13 protein-coding genes and 1 other annotated feature are annotated in these 13,719 nt (G+C 29.6%); of the genes, 4 read left to right on the forward strand and 9 right to left on the reverse strand.

What is annotated here, in order from left to right; translation table 11 throughout:
- Positions 1–43: 43 nt before the first annotated feature.
- Complete coding sequence (recJ, locus tag DW911_RS06585; protein ID WP_118607620.1) at positions 44–1,669, reverse strand: single-stranded-DNA-specific exonuclease RecJ; 1,626 nt, start codon at positions 1,667–1,669, stop codon at positions 44–46.
- 38 nt (positions 1,670–1,707) lie between these two features.
- Entirely contained in the window at positions 1,708–1,995 is a 288-nt protein-coding gene (locus DW911_RS06590) for a post-transcriptional regulator (protein WP_118431768.1), read from the reverse strand.
- 64 nt (positions 1,996–2,059) lie between these two features.
- Between DW911_RS06590 and DW911_RS06595 the strand changes: the two genes are divergently transcribed.
- Positions 2,060–3,355, forward strand: a complete 1,296-nt coding sequence (locus tag DW911_RS06595; RefSeq protein WP_118431770.1) for an oligosaccharide flippase family protein — start codon at positions 2,060–2,062, stop codon at positions 3,353–3,355.
- Here the strand turns inward: DW911_RS06595 and DW911_RS06600 are convergent.
- The 7 genes from DW911_RS06600 to DW911_RS06630 form a co-directional block, all read right to left on the reverse strand.
- Positions 3,341–4,450, reverse strand: a complete 1,110-nt coding sequence (locus DW911_RS06600; protein ID WP_118431772.1) for an aminotransferase class I/II-fold pyridoxal phosphate-dependent enzyme — start codon at positions 4,448–4,450, stop codon at positions 3,341–3,343. The two genes, DW911_RS06595 and DW911_RS06600, sit on opposite strands and share 15 nt — an antisense overlap.
- Positions 4,450–5,178 (reverse strand): amino acid ABC transporter ATP-binding protein, encoded by a 729-nt coding sequence (locus DW911_RS06605; RefSeq protein WP_118431774.1) that lies wholly within the window; start codon positions 5,176–5,178, stop codon positions 4,450–4,452. Before DW911_RS06605 ends, DW911_RS06600 begins: the two co-directional genes overlap by 1 nt.
- The gene (locus DW911_RS06610) at positions 5,171–5,851 is read right to left on the reverse strand and encodes an amino acid ABC transporter permease (RefSeq protein ID WP_118431776.1); all 681 of its coding nucleotides are present in this window, start codon (positions 5,849–5,851) and stop codon (positions 5,171–5,173) included. The genes DW911_RS06605 and DW911_RS06610 overlap by 8 nt, the downstream gene beginning before the upstream one ends.
- Positions 5,852–5,853: 2 nt before the next feature.
- The gene (locus DW911_RS06615; RefSeq protein ID WP_118607621.1) at positions 5,854–6,591 is read right to left on the reverse strand and encodes a transporter substrate-binding domain-containing protein; all 738 of its coding nucleotides are present in this window, start codon (positions 6,589–6,591) and stop codon (positions 5,854–5,856) included.
- Positions 6,592–6,643: 52 nt separating this feature from the next.
- Positions 6,644–6,846: a binding site (T-box leader), on the reverse strand.
- A gap of 59 nt (positions 6,847–6,905) precedes the next feature.
- Positions 6,906–7,160 (reverse strand): hypothetical protein, encoded by a 255-nt coding sequence (locus DW911_RS06620; protein ID WP_118431780.1) that lies wholly within the window; start codon positions 7,158–7,160, stop codon positions 6,906–6,908.
- Between the two features lie 10 nt (positions 7,161–7,170).
- On the reverse strand, positions 7,171–7,938 hold the full coding sequence (locus tag DW911_RS06625) for a Cof-type HAD-IIB family hydrolase (RefSeq protein ID WP_118431782.1): 768 nt from the start codon (positions 7,936–7,938) through the stop codon (positions 7,171–7,173).
- A 38-nt stretch (positions 7,939–7,976) separates the two neighbouring features.
- On the reverse strand, positions 7,977–9,722 hold the full coding sequence (locus DW911_RS06630) for an ABC transporter ATP-binding protein (protein ID WP_118431784.1): 1,746 nt from the start codon (positions 9,720–9,722) through the stop codon (positions 7,977–7,979).
- 75 nt (positions 9,723–9,797) lie between these two features.
- Between DW911_RS06630 and DW911_RS06635 the strand changes: the two genes are divergently transcribed.
- The 3 genes from DW911_RS06635 to DW911_RS06645 all read left to right on the forward strand — a co-directional run bounded on the left by DW911_RS06635 (position 9,798) and on the right by DW911_RS06645 (position 13,644).
- Complete coding sequence (locus DW911_RS06635; protein WP_118607622.1) at positions 9,798–10,730, forward strand: Na/Pi cotransporter family protein; 933 nt, start codon at positions 9,798–9,800, stop codon at positions 10,728–10,730.
- 90 nt (positions 10,731–10,820) lie between these two features.
- On the forward strand, positions 10,821–12,491 hold the full coding sequence (locus tag DW911_RS06640; protein ID WP_118431787.1) for a Na/Pi cotransporter family protein: 1,671 nt from the start codon (positions 10,821–10,823) through the stop codon (positions 12,489–12,491).
- A 97-nt stretch (positions 12,492–12,588) separates the two neighbouring features.
- Positions 12,589–13,644, forward strand: coding sequence for a hypothetical protein (locus DW911_RS06645; RefSeq protein WP_118431789.1), 1,056 nt, complete (start codon positions 12,589–12,591; stop codon positions 13,642–13,644).
- Positions 13,645–13,719 lie beyond the last annotated feature (75 nt).

The following is a 13,719-nucleotide window of genomic DNA, read 5'->3' on the forward strand; positions in this document are numbered from 1 at the left end:
CCTCCTACTCATTTATTATAACAAAAATTATAATTGAAGAAAACTATTTAATATCTTCTAAAATCATATTGATTGATTCTGTATTTAAATATTTATTAATCTTCAATTTGCCATAAATTTGTACTTCTTTTTTATTTTTAAATTCATCAATACAAGGACAGTGAAAATAAAGAGCCTGCATATTACAATGAGGAAGTTGTAAATCAAAACGCAAATGTTGTCCTTGACCTAAAAGACGAGTTTGACTTACTGGAACATGTTTTAACATAAAAGTCGTTTCTTCATTTCCTTGACCTTGAGGTTCCAATATACTCAATTGTTTAACAGCAGATAATGAAATATCATCTAAAGATACTTCTAACGCTTCTTTTCTTTCTTCAATATCCTGTCCATATTTTTCAATATAACGAGCAATATCTTCTTTAAATTGAGTCACATCCTCCTTAGCAACAGAAAAACCACCCGCTAAAGCATGACCACCGTACTGTAATAAATCATCACTTAAAGTATTAAGGATTTTATTAAGTGGCAGTTCCTTTATGCTACGCGCACTTCCACGATAGCACTGACGAACTTGATCATAAGTCATGACAAAACTTGGCTTACGATACTGGCTCGTATATTTTCCTGCCACCAATCCAACAATCCCTTCTTGAATATCTTGATCATAAACATAGAGAAATGGAGCATCTTCGTTGTTTTTTAAAACATTTTTATATTGTTTATTTGTTAAACTTCTGCGATCATTATTAATTCTCATTGCAGCATTACTCATTTTTAAGATAAAATCACGATCACAATTCTTTAAAAAATATTTAACCAAATGATTAGGATGAATAAAATGTGGTAATCGACCAAAAGAATTGATTTTAGGTGCAATAATAAACCCAATAGAAGTCATATCATATACCCTGTTTTCACCTAATAATAAATCTAATTGAAGATAATGTTCTTGATTCATAAATTGAAATGCTCTTTTAACTAAAGAACGATTTTCATCAAGTAAAGGCATCATATCACTAATTGTTGTAATTGCCGCAAGACAGTAAAGATACTTATCATGTTTTCCTAAAAGAGCACTTGCTAATTTATACGCAATAAAACCACCACTAATTTCTTTAAATGGGTATTCTGGTGACATTTTAGGATGAATAATCGCAAAAGCATCAGGTAATTCGTCATAATCATGATGATCACTAACAATAACATCTACTCCTAATTCATTAGCCAGTTCAATTGCTTCATGTGATCTAATTCCATTGTCAACAGTAATAATTAACTTATACCCTTTATCATATATTTCTTGTACTTTTTGTTTATTAAGTCCATAACCATCATCACTGCGATGAGGAATATGATAGCCCACTTTCTTACCCAACATTGAAAATGCTTGTACTAAAATAGCTGTAGCCAAAATGCCGTCACAATCATAATCTCCATAAATACAGATATTTTCATTTTGTTCAATGGCTTCCTTAATACGTTCTAAAGCCATTTCTCCTTCAAGAAACAATGAAAAATCATGGTAAATAAGTCTCGGAGACAACAATGATTGTACATCTTCTTCATCAAATCCTTTACTATCGATAACCTTAGCTAATAAGGAATGGATTGAAAATTGTTGCATATAGTGTTTATAGTTATGACTTTCTATTATATTCCAATTCATAATTTAACTCCTTTAATAAAAAAATAGTTGCAAAGCAACTATTTTGAAATAAGATCCTGGAATGCATCTATATTCAATTGAGATGCCTCTTTAACCACTTGAACACTTAAATAATCAAATAATTCAGAAAATTCTAAACCAACAATATCATCGACTAATGTGCACATTGGTAAAGATGTTTTATTCTTCCACTTTACATTAAATAAGTAATCTTTTATTTGTTTTTCAGAGATATTATGAATGTCTTGTTTTCTAAATTCGCGTGTTTTTAATTTTATCAAGAAATTCAAATCGTATTTGGTAAAACGAGAATCGTTCTCACTCACTTAATATCCCCTCCATTCGTACCTTTCTATTATAAATGAAAATTCGACATAAAGGAAGTCTTTTATGAAAAGAAAACTGATCAATTCATTTCTTATTCTTTCTGTAAGCTCTGCCATATCAAAAATATTTTCAATAGCTAACAGAATGATGTTATCAAGACTTATCTCTCAAGAAGCCATGACTCTTTATCTACTCATTATTCCTACATTATCTTTATGTATTACTTTAGGACAATTTGGCATCCCCTCTGCTGTATTTAGACTAGTTAGTCATCCAAAATATAATCGCTTTAAAGTTGTTATAAGTGCTTTCATTTTAAGTATTTTTACCGTTAGCATCATTTGTTTAACACTTTTTTTTTCTAGTCACTATATAGCCTATCACTTATTAAAAAACAGTTTAGCTTTCTATCCTATTTTATCATTAATCCTCTTTATTCCCTTAGTCAGTATCAGTGGTATCATTAAAAGTTTTTACTTAGGAAAGGGACATTTATACATTATCGCAAAAGCACAAATCATTGAAGAAGTAAGCCGTTTGCTTTTTACTTATTTCATTTTAGTTCGTCCCCTTTCATATGATCTTGTATTTACTGTTACAGTTATTTATTTATCAATGAGTATTGGTGAATTAACATCTATTATCTATATGTTAGTAAAACTTAAAGAAAAGTATTCTTGTCCGTATCCTATTACTTATGAAAAAAGTCTATCTAGAGAAATACTTAATATTTCTCTACCCCTTACAGGGTCTCGATTATATCATTGTTTTGTAAATTTCTTAGAGCCTGTAACTTTAATATTTGTTTTAACATCCTTGGGTTTTAATCAACACACCATTCACCATCAATACGCAATTATGTCAGGTTATGTTGTTTCTTTGCTTGTTACACCTACTTTTTTTACAACTGTTATTTATCGGTTATACTTACCAATTGCCCAAAAAGATTTATATTACAAAAAACATAGTACTTTAAAGCATCTCTATTTAGCCTTATTTTGTTCATTTTTAATTAGCATCCCTTTCACTTGTGCCTTTTATTTTTTTCCAAAAACATGTCTATCAATTATTTATAACACCACACAGGGATATCGAGAACTCAAATATATGTGTATTCCTTTTACTCTATTTTATTTACAGACCCCTTTTTCTGTAATTTTACATGCTCAAAATAAAAACAAGGAAATGTTTATCATCTCCTTGTTAGAATGCACTTTAGAAATTATTTTAACATACTTGTTGTCATATGTTTATTATACCCACAGCGTTTTAGTAAGCTTATTATTTGGTTTATTGCTTACTTTATTGATTAGTGGATTTCTATGTTTTTTCTCGTTAAAAAAATTAGATTGTTTTTAACCAATTGCCAAAAAGTGTTAATCCTTTTTTAACTGTTTGTGGATTATTGGCTAATCCAAAACGTAAATGATACTCTAAGTCAAAACATGCTCCAGGTACAAAAAATACACCTGTATCTTGTTGTAACTTTTCCGCCAGAACAGCCGAAGGTATATCAAGATGATATTTTAAAAAACATACTGTTCCATGATCAGGAATAACACAACTAACCAAAGGATTATCTTTAAGCCATGATTTAAAATACTTTTTATTCTCTTGGATAATTGACTTATTGCGTTCAATAATTTGGTCATAATGTTGAAATACGACACACGCTAAATAGTCGCTTAATGAACCACTACTGATAATATGATAATCTCTTCTTTCATTAATCATTTTGATAAGATTTTTATCAGGTGTTTTTATCCAACCGATACGCAATCCTGCCGCAGATAATATTTTCGATATTCCTGCAGTGGAAATTCCTTTTTCATAAATATCACTGATAGAAACTTCGTTTTCACCTAAGCCACGATATGCTTCATCACAAAAAATATATAAATCATGTTTACGTGCAAGCACCACTAATTTTTCTAAAAAAGTTTTATCAAAAGTTGTACCAGTAGGATTATTAGGTGTTGTTAAACAAATCATTTTCGTTTTTGGTTTAATCAACTTTTCAAATTCATAAATAGATGGAAGCCAATCGTTTTCTTCTTTTAAATTGACAAAATCAACAGAAACACCTAAAGATTGAGGAAAACTGTATATCTGTTGATATGTTGGTGTGATGGTAATGATATGATCTTGTGGTTCTAATAAAGAAATAAGTACAAGTTCATTAGCATTAATACCACCATGAGTAATAGCAATTTGATCATCATCACCAGTTTGATATAGTTTCAAAATACCTTGCTTTAACTGATGTGATCCTTCTATTGGTCCATAATCCAACTTCATATTCAAAATATCTTGAATTTTAGTTTCTTTATCTTGAGAAAAATTTAATAGTTCATCAAGCGTTAATGATTGAGCACAAGCATCTGCTAAATTATATAAGCAATTATTTTCATGCAGAGTCATCCATGTCTCTGCTTTAAAGTTATCAATTTTCATTAATGCATAACCTTTTTCAAGAAGTCTTGAGCTCTTTGACTTTTAGGATGGCTAAAGAATTCTTCAGCATCATTTTCTTCGACAATCTTACCACTTTCAAGGAAGATAACACGATCAGCAACAGTTCGAGCAAATCCCATTTCGTGAGTGACAACAATCATTGTCATCCCCTCTTTAGCAAGTTGTTGCATAACTTCCAATACTTCAATAACCATTTCTGGATCAAGGGCACTAGTTGGTTCATCAAATAACATGACCTCTGGTTTCATACATAAAGCTCTTGCAATGGCAACCCTTTGTTTTTGACCACCAGATAGCTTATTAGGGTATTCATTTTGTTTATCTAACAGACCTACTCTATCTAAGTATTTTCTTGCCATTTCTTGTGCTTTTTGTTCGTCTTCATGAAGGACTTGTACTTGTGCGAGTGTTAAATTTTCTAAAACTGTTTTATGAGGAAATAAATTGAAATGTTGGAAAACAAATCCCATCTTTCTTAATAATTGAGGATAAGTTTCTTTGTTATTTTCATCAAATAATTGATTATCAATATAAACTGAACCTGATTCAGGTTTTTCTAAACCAATTATACATCTTAACACTGTACTTTTCCCAGACCCTGATGGTCCAATCAAAGCCACGATTTCACCTTTTTTTATTTCTAGTGATACATCATCTACAGCTTTTAAATCTTTAAATTTTTTTACAATATGTTCTACTTTAATCACTGATTGCAAACCTTCTTTCTACTCTACGTGCAAGATAAGATGTAGCTAGTGTCATAATTAAATAAAGCACTGCAGACATCAATAATGGTGGAATTAAATTAAAAGTATTCGCCCCTAAAATTTGAGCAGAATATAATAATTCGGTCGCTCCTAAAACAGAAATTAAAGAAGAATCTTTAATTAATGTAATAAATTCACTCACGATTGGTGGAATAATTCTTTTAAAAGCTTGTGGTAAAATGACTAATTTCATCGTTTGACCATAACTTAATCCTAATACTTTACATGCTTCCCATTGTCCTTTATCAACACCATTAATTCCACTACGAATAAGTTCAGTAGAATAAGCACCACTATTAATACTCATAGCCACGGCACCACAAATATAAGGATCAGGAATAAATCTTTGACCAGTAAATGATCTCATCATTACTGGAAAAGCAATGTATAAAAACAATATTTGTAATAACATTGGTGTTCCACGAATAAGTTCAACATAGATATTACCAATAATACGTAAAATACGATGTTTTGAAATTTTTGCTGCTGCACCTAATATTCCAAAAATAAGTCCAAAAAATAAAGCACAAGCGGCTAGTAATAAAGATTTACCAGCCCCTTGTAATAAGAATAATAGATTGTCAGTAGTCATAAAGTTAACTAATGCACTCACAATTATGCTCCCCACTTTGTTTTTAAATCTTGATATTTGTCAGATTTAATAAATTCTTTTAATGCTTTATTAATATCTTTCATTAAATCTTCATTTCCTTTTTTAGCAAGAATTAAGTTTTCTTCTTGTAATAAAGTTTCATCTAACATTCTAAATCCAGCTTCTTTTACATAGTTTTTAGCTACTGCTTCATCTAAGATAACAGCATCAATTCCACCAGAATTTAATGTTTCAATTAATACTTTAACATCTTTAACAGATTTAACATTTGCATTTTTAATATCTTTAGCAACTGATTCACCTGTAGTAGCAAGTTGAGCTCCAATGTTTTTACCTTCTAAATCAGCAGCAGTTTGAATAGAACTATCTTTTGCTACTAAAGCAACTTGTTTAGAATCATTATATTTATTTGACCAAATTACATTTTTCCAATCTTTATGGTAAGTAAATCCAGAAATACCTAAATCAATTTGATCAGAAGTAATACTTGTAGAAATTGTATCAAAAGACATTTTTTTGAATTTATAAGAATAATTTCCACCATTTTTATTCATGATTTTAAATAATTCCTTTGTCATATCAACATCAAATCCAACCATTTTGCTTCCATCTAATGATTCATAAGGTGGATAATCAGGAGAAATACCAACTAAAACTTCTTGTTTTCCTCCACTGCTTGCACATCCGGCAACTGTTACTGCCATGATACAAACTAATAATAACTTCATTAATTTTTTCATACTTTTCCCTCATCTTTCTAACTCAATGTAATAAAAAATCTCTTAGCCTAAGCTAAGAGACGAAATATCCGCGGTACCACTCTTATTGGTATGAAATCATACCCTCCTCACCTGTAAAGCCGGTTTGCTTGTTATCCTATGTATTCAGATAACCCTCTCCAAAGTGCGCTTCATTCTATCAACTATACTAACCTTCCACCACCGTTAGCTCGCTATCATATTCTTTAGAATTACTCTCTTTTTCATTGAGTTTATTTATATACCTGTATTATAGATGATATTCATCTTTTGTCAACATTATATAACATTTTTATTTATTTCTTTGATAAAACTTTATCATTAAATTCATTAACATAATTTATGGCTTTTTCTAACATAGGATTAAAACTCTCAAGCTGTTCAATCACTTCATCTAAGTCTTCATTAGTTTGTTTAATTTGATCTTTTACTTCTTGGTTAGATTTAATAATACTGTTCTTTTTTTCTTGTGATTTTAAAATAAACATGCATCCTAACCATAGCAATAAAAAAATGCCTACAATCATCAATATGTATTTAATTATTGTCATCTTTTACCTCCTAATCAATCCATCCAAAATGTTTACATGCATATTCAATGCCATCATCATCATTTCTTTTAGTAACAAATGTCGCTATTTCTTTAAGTTCATCTTTAGCATTACCCATTGCAATAGATATAGGTGCTTGCTTGATCATTGAATAATCATTGTGCCCATCACCAAAAACAACGATATCCTCTTTATTACCACCAATCATTTCAATCATATCTAAAATACCTTGATATTTATCAGTTGGTTCAACAATAAGATGATCACCAAAATAACGCATATGATCCAACCCATTAAGATGTTCTAATTGCTTTTCTTGTTTTTCACTAAGATAGATAAAAATTTTAAATATCTCTTTTACATGATGAAAATCAAGTTCTGGGTCATATTTTAATTGACCATGTATTTGGCAATTTAAAACAGAAGATGTATTAGAATAAAGAACTGGACTATTGTCTAATACAACTGCGTAAGGCAACTGTTTATTAATACATTCATCAATTAAAGTTACTGCCTTATTAGAATCAAGTGGCTTAATATATTTTACTTTACCATTTAAAGTAATTCCATTACCACCATCCGTCACTAAATTATCAATTTTAGACAATTGTGCAAATTCTTTAGCCATCCATTGAGCACGTCCAGTAGCTATCGCAACAAAATGTCCATTTTGGCGAAGTTTATCTAATGTTCTAAAAGTACTATCCAGTATCTTCCCTCCTGGATTAGAATCCGTTAAAGTTCCATCAATATCAAAAAATAAATATTTTTTACTCATTAAGTATCACCTCATTGTATTTATTATATAACATATTTCTATAAATGGTCAGTTGTTTTAAACTGCATTTTATACAGTCTTGCATATTCACCGTTTAATTTCATTAAATCATCATGACTACCTTGTTCGCTTATCCCATCATGCGTTAAAACACATATTCTTTTAGCATTTTTTATTGTTGATAGGCGATGTGCAATGACAAATGTTGTCCTATTTTTAGCTAATTTTTCAAGCGATTCTTGAACAATTCTTTCACTTTCATTATCAAGCGCACTCGTTGCCTCATCAAAAATTAAAATTGGCGGATTTTTTAAAAACACTCTGGCTATCGATAATCTTTGTTTTTGTCCACCTGATAATTTAACTCCTCTTTGCCCACAATCAGTATCATATCCTTGTGGTAACTGCATAATAAAATCATGAGCATTCGCTTTTTTGGCTGCTTCTATACATTCTTGATCACTAGCATTTAGATTACCATAACGAATATTATCAAGAATTGTACCATTAAATAAATAAACATCCTGCTGAACGATACCAATGTTATTTCTTAAAGATGATAGTGTTACATTTTGAATATCTTGATTATCAATGAAAACATGCCCACTTGTTGGCTCATAGAATCTTGGAAGCAATGAACAAATTGTTGTTTTCCCGGCTCCAGAAGACCCAACAAAGGCAACATATTCTCCTGCTTGAATATCTAAATTAATATTTTTTAAAACATAAGGTGTTTGATTATTGTAACGGAAACTCACATGATCAAAGCTTACTTTTCCTTTTACATTTGTTAAAGCAACAGCATCTTTTTTTTCTTTAATATCCGGCTCGATTTCCATCATTTCCATAAAACGTTCAAATCCGGTAATCCCCTCTTGAAATTGTTCAGTAAAGTTTAATAATTTTTTAACTGGGTCAATTAAGTTAGTAATATACAATAAAAAAGCAATCAAATCCGCTGTCGTAATAGCATGATGAGAAATAAATAAAGTTCCAAAAAAGATAACTGTAATTGTAATGAGGCTTGTAAACATTGTTAATCCGGCATTATATTTTCCCATATAGTAATAACTATTTCGTTTACTTTCCACGTAGCGATTATTTTCAACATCAAAACGTTTCATTTCATCCTTTTCATTAGCAAAGCTTTTTACAACCCGAATTCCTGATAAATTATCTTCTATCTTGGCATTAATATCACCTATTCGTTGTCTATTTCTTTTAAACGCTCTTTTCATTTTGATATTATAGAACCAGGCAAAGCCAAACATAATAGGTACAAATAAAAAGATAATTAGCGTCAATTTTAAATCAATTGTTGATAAAATGATAAAACTACCCACAAATTTAATAATTGAAATCACAATATCTTCTGGACCATGATGATAAAGTTCTGTTAAAGAAAACAAATCATTAGTAAGTCTCGACATTAACTGTCCTGTTTTTTGTTCATCATAAAAAGAAAAAGATAATTTTTGATAATGTTCAAATAATTCATTACGTAAATCTCTTTCCATATACGTCCCCATTACATGCCCCATGTAACCTATAAAATAATTACATGCATATTCTACAAATACCAGCATAAGCATAATAATACCTAACTTATATATAAGTTGTATATCAACGATTTTTTGTACTAAAACAACTCCCGTTATATAACGTGTTACTAAGGGAAAAATAAGTGTAATTCCTGCTGCAACAATAGCACAAAACATATCTGCAAAAAATAACTTTAAATAGGGTTTGTAGTATGAAAAAAATTTATTCCATCTTCCTTGCATCATTTCACATCCTTTTTTGTCATTGTGTCATAAATGTAAAATAAATTCAATTAAATCATTTAAAGGAGCATCGCCATGCTTTATCAAATTTTACACATCATTCTTGGTTTAGGACTCTTTTTATTTGGTATTGAGTATATGTCTCAAGGTATTCAGGCTTTCTCTCAAAAAAGAGTAAAACAAATCATTGAAAATTATGTTTCTTCTCCTATAAAAGGCATTGTTATTGGTACTCTTACTACCGCAGTAATTCAATCAAGTTCTGCTATTACTTCCTTAGTTATCACTCTAATCAAAGCCAATACAATGACTTTAAATCAAGCAGTTGGAATTATTGTTGGTGCAAATATCGGTACAACAATGACTGCCTTTATTGTAAGTTTACAAATTGAAAACTTATCCATCTATTTTATGATTATCGGTTCATTTCTTATCTTTATTTCTAAATTTCCAAAAATAAGTTTAATAGGACAAATTTGTTTTGGTTTTGGTTGTTTGTTTTATGGTTTAGAAATAATGAATCTCTATTTAGCACCTCTTGCTCATACATCCTTCTTTCATGAGATAATACTTATCTTGTCCAAAAATCCAATCTATGCTCTCACTGGTGGTATCTTTTTAACTTGTATTATTCAATCTTCAAGTGTCATGATTGCTATTATTCAACAATTAGGACAACTAAAAATGATATCTCTTGTGAACGCTATTGCATTTTTACTTGGCAGTAATATTGGTACTACGATAACAGCCACTTTAGCTGCCTTAGGTGATTGTAAAGAAGCAAAGCAAGCCGCCTTCTTTCATTTTATCTTCAATGCTGGAGGTGTTTTGATTTTTGCATTATTTTTATACCCCTTTAGCTTATGGATGTCACAAATAAAAATGCACTATCATTTATCATATAGTATGACAATTGCTCTTAGTCATTTTTTCTTTAATATAATCAGCACCATCGTGATTATCCCCTTTATAAATAAAATATCTTACTGGATAGAAAAGTTAAAATAACCCAAGTGTTAAGATTTCGTTAAGATATTAATGATTTTCTTTACACTTTCTTAACATTCTAATATATTTATGCTATAGGAGTGTGAATATATGACATTATCACAAATTAACTGGCCCTTAATTTTGGCTGGACTTGGATTATTTTTATTTGGTATTGAATACATGGGGGATGGTTTAAAAAGTTATTCTGGTGATAAACTTAAAGATATCATTGATAGATATACTTCTAGCCCTCTTAAAGGTATATTAATTGGTGCCTTTGTCACTTGCTTAATTCAATCTAGTTCAGGAACGACCGCTTTAACAATCGGTTTAATTCGTTCTGGACTCATGAATTTAAATCAAGCAGTTGGTATTATTATGGGTGCTAATATCGGAACTGTTATTACCTCTTTTTTAGTTGGTTTAAAAGTATCAAAATATGCCGTTTACTTTATTATTATTGGTGCTTTTGCCCTTATGTTTTCTAAAAATAAAAAGACAAAATATTTAGGACAAATTATTTTTGGTTTTGGTTGTTTATTCTATGGATTAGATTTAATGGGAGAAAATTTAGGAATGATAGCTCAAGTTCCTGAATTCACCCAAGTTACAGAGTACTTAGCACAAAACCCATGGTTAGGATTATTAGGTGGAACTTTACTTACTACAGCTATTCAATCATCAGCAGCAGTTATTGCCATTATTCAACAAATGTATGGTGCTGGTGCTATTGGTTTGAATATCGCTCTTCCATTTTTATTTGGATCAAATATCGGTACCACAATTACCGCTATCCTCGCTTCAATCGGTGGTTCCATTCCTGCAAAAAGAGCTGCTTTTTTCCATGTTCTATTCAACGTTGTTGGATCATTAATCTTTATGATTGTTTTATATCCTTTCCAATCCTTAATTAATTGGATTGCTTCATTGATTCCAATTACGCCAGAATTACAGCTTGCTTTAGCTCATGGAATTTTTAACATTACTACAACAATTCTCTTCTTCCCATTCATTAGTAAAATTGTTATTTTAATTAAAAAAATTATTCCAAATCATGCTAAAGAATTACAAATGGATTTAAGTGAATTAGATACGAATGTTGTTCAATTATTTCCTTCTCACGCACTTGCTATTTCAAAAAGCAAAATCATTGAAATGGGACAAATAACAATTGAAACAGTAGAAGCTTTAAAAGCATATTTAGAACAAAAAAGCAGTACTGCTAAAGATAGTGTTTTAGAGTTAGAAAATGCCATTAATTTGCTAGATAAAAAAATCACAGAATATCTTGTATTAATTTCACATGAACAACTTAATGACCATGATTCTAATGAATATCTTGCCAATATGAAATCTATAAAAGATTTTGAACGCATTGGCGATTTAAGTATTAATATTTTAAAATTTGTTGAAGCTATTTTTGATGAAAGAGAAGATTTTTCTAATGAAGGAAAGCAAGATTTAATCATTATGTTAGATATGGTTATTGTAATGATCAATAAAGCTGTCAGTGCTTTTGATAGCCATCAAGTTGATGATATTAACTTTGTTGATGAAAAAGAATCTGATTTAGATTACTTTACGAAAAAAGCAAAACAAAGACATATTCAACGAGTAAGTAATGGTATTGAAAAGTCAGCACTTGTCAACTCTACATATGTTGATATCTTATCAAACTTAGAAAGAATGGGTGATCATTGCCAAAATATTGCTGAATCATATGCACTAGAAGAAGCAGCATTTACACCAAGCGAACCTGATTCTGCTTTTTCAAAATAATAAGTAAAAGCTATAAGAAAATAACTTATAGCTTTTTTATTGACGAAAAGTATTACATTTGTTATGTTTTAATTAATAATTTTAAAGGAGACAGATTATGTCATATCGTATTTTTGATTACCATGTGGATGAATTTTTGCTATTTGAAAATAAACTTAATACTTTATCAGTTAAAGGGTACAATCCCTATAGTTTAGATTTAATTTCTAAAATAAAAAAAGATAACCAACAATATCACTATGTTTGTGATATTGCCCTATTTAAAAAAGGACAACCAAAAAAAGATGAAATTGATCGTATGATTAATTCTTATCTAGAAAATGGTTACGATTATTGTGGAAGAGTAAGGAAAATCTATGTTTTTAGATCTAAAGAAAAACTAGCTTATCGTTATCATCAAGAAACTGATTTTATTCCTTATTTTAAAGAACAAACTAAATCAAGAATTACCGGTTTTGCAATCAGCCTGCTTTTTTCTCTCGCCGTTACCTATTTTATTAGTACCAATATTCAAATAAAAAACATGATTACCAATGGTTCAATCATGCTTTATCTATCCTATATACCTATTTGTTTAACAATTCTTTACTACACATATAAAAACTGGATTGTCCATGAAAAAATAAGAAGACAATTCTTAAAACAGCAAGACTTCACTAAAGAAAAACTTAATCAATTATCCATGCATAAAAAGAAAGTTAAATATATGATAGGATTTTGTTTGATTTATGTATTGGCTGGTTTTAGTTTAGATTATCTTCAACGAGATATTCACCCACTTGATTCATCAATTCTTACCTTAAATGATTTATCTTTAACACCGTCAAAAGACCAAACTTATACTTCATCTCGTAGTATCCTCACTCAGGGTAAAATATGCACTGAAACAAATCAAAAAGATATCATTCATAGTGAAATTTACACATTAAAAAATCATCAATATAGTCAAACTTTCTTCAATCGACTACTAAATGAACACAGTCATAATAGACAAAAAAAAGCAATAAATAAAAATACTTATCTTATTGCCTCATCAAAGCATTATGATACGGTTATCATGTTAGAGCACAATAAAATCATTTATGTCACTACATCATTGGATTTAACTCAAAATAATTATGCTCATAAAATCATAAAATTTTATAAAAAATAAAAGAAAACTCTTTGAGTTTTCTTTTCAGATTGTTGACAAACCTATACCTTTACATAAAGATATAGGTTTTTTATA

The sequence above is a fragment of the Erysipelatoclostridium sp. AM42-17 genome (genome assembly GCF_003480255.1).
Taxonomy (GTDB): Bacteria; Bacillota_I; Bacilli_A; order Erysipelotrichales; family Coprobacillaceae; genus Faecalibacillus.

What these genes read in the sequence shown, in the direction of transcription:
- DW911_RS06645 (WP_118431789.1), top strand. Translation starts at nt 12,589, where the DNA reads ATGTCATATCGTATTTTTGATTACCATGTGGATGAATTTTTGCTATTT.
- DW911_RS06615 (WP_118607621.1), bottom strand. Translation starts at nt 6,591, where the DNA reads ATGAAAAAATTAATGAAGTTATTATTAGTTTGTATCATGGCAGTAACA.
- DW911_RS06620 (WP_118431780.1), bottom strand. Translation starts at nt 7,160, where the DNA reads ATGACAATAATTAAATACATATTGATGATTGTAGGCATTTTTTTATTG.
- DW911_RS06635 (WP_118607622.1), top strand. Translation starts at nt 9,798, where the DNA reads ATGCTTTATCAAATTTTACACATCATTCTTGGTTTAGGACTCTTTTTA.
- DW911_RS06600 (WP_118431772.1), bottom strand. Translation starts at nt 4,450, where the DNA reads ATGAAAATTGATAACTTTAAAGCAGAGACATGGATGACTCTGCATGAA.
- DW911_RS06640 (WP_118431787.1), top strand. Translation starts at nt 10,821, where the DNA reads ATGACATTATCACAAATTAACTGGCCCTTAATTTTGGCTGGACTTGGA.
- DW911_RS06595 (WP_118431770.1), top strand. Translation starts at nt 2,060, where the DNA reads ATGAAAAGAAAACTGATCAATTCATTTCTTATTCTTTCTGTAAGCTCT.
- DW911_RS06625 (WP_118431782.1), bottom strand. Translation starts at nt 7,938, where the DNA reads ATGAGTAAAAAATATTTATTTTTTGATATTGATGGAACTTTAACGGAT.
- DW911_RS06630 (WP_118431784.1), bottom strand. Translation starts at nt 9,722, where the DNA reads ATGCAAGGAAGATGGAATAAATTTTTTTCATACTACAAACCCTATTTA.
- recJ (WP_118607620.1), bottom strand. Translation starts at nt 1,669, where the DNA reads ATGAATTGGAATATAATAGAAAGTCATAACTATAAACACTATATGCAA.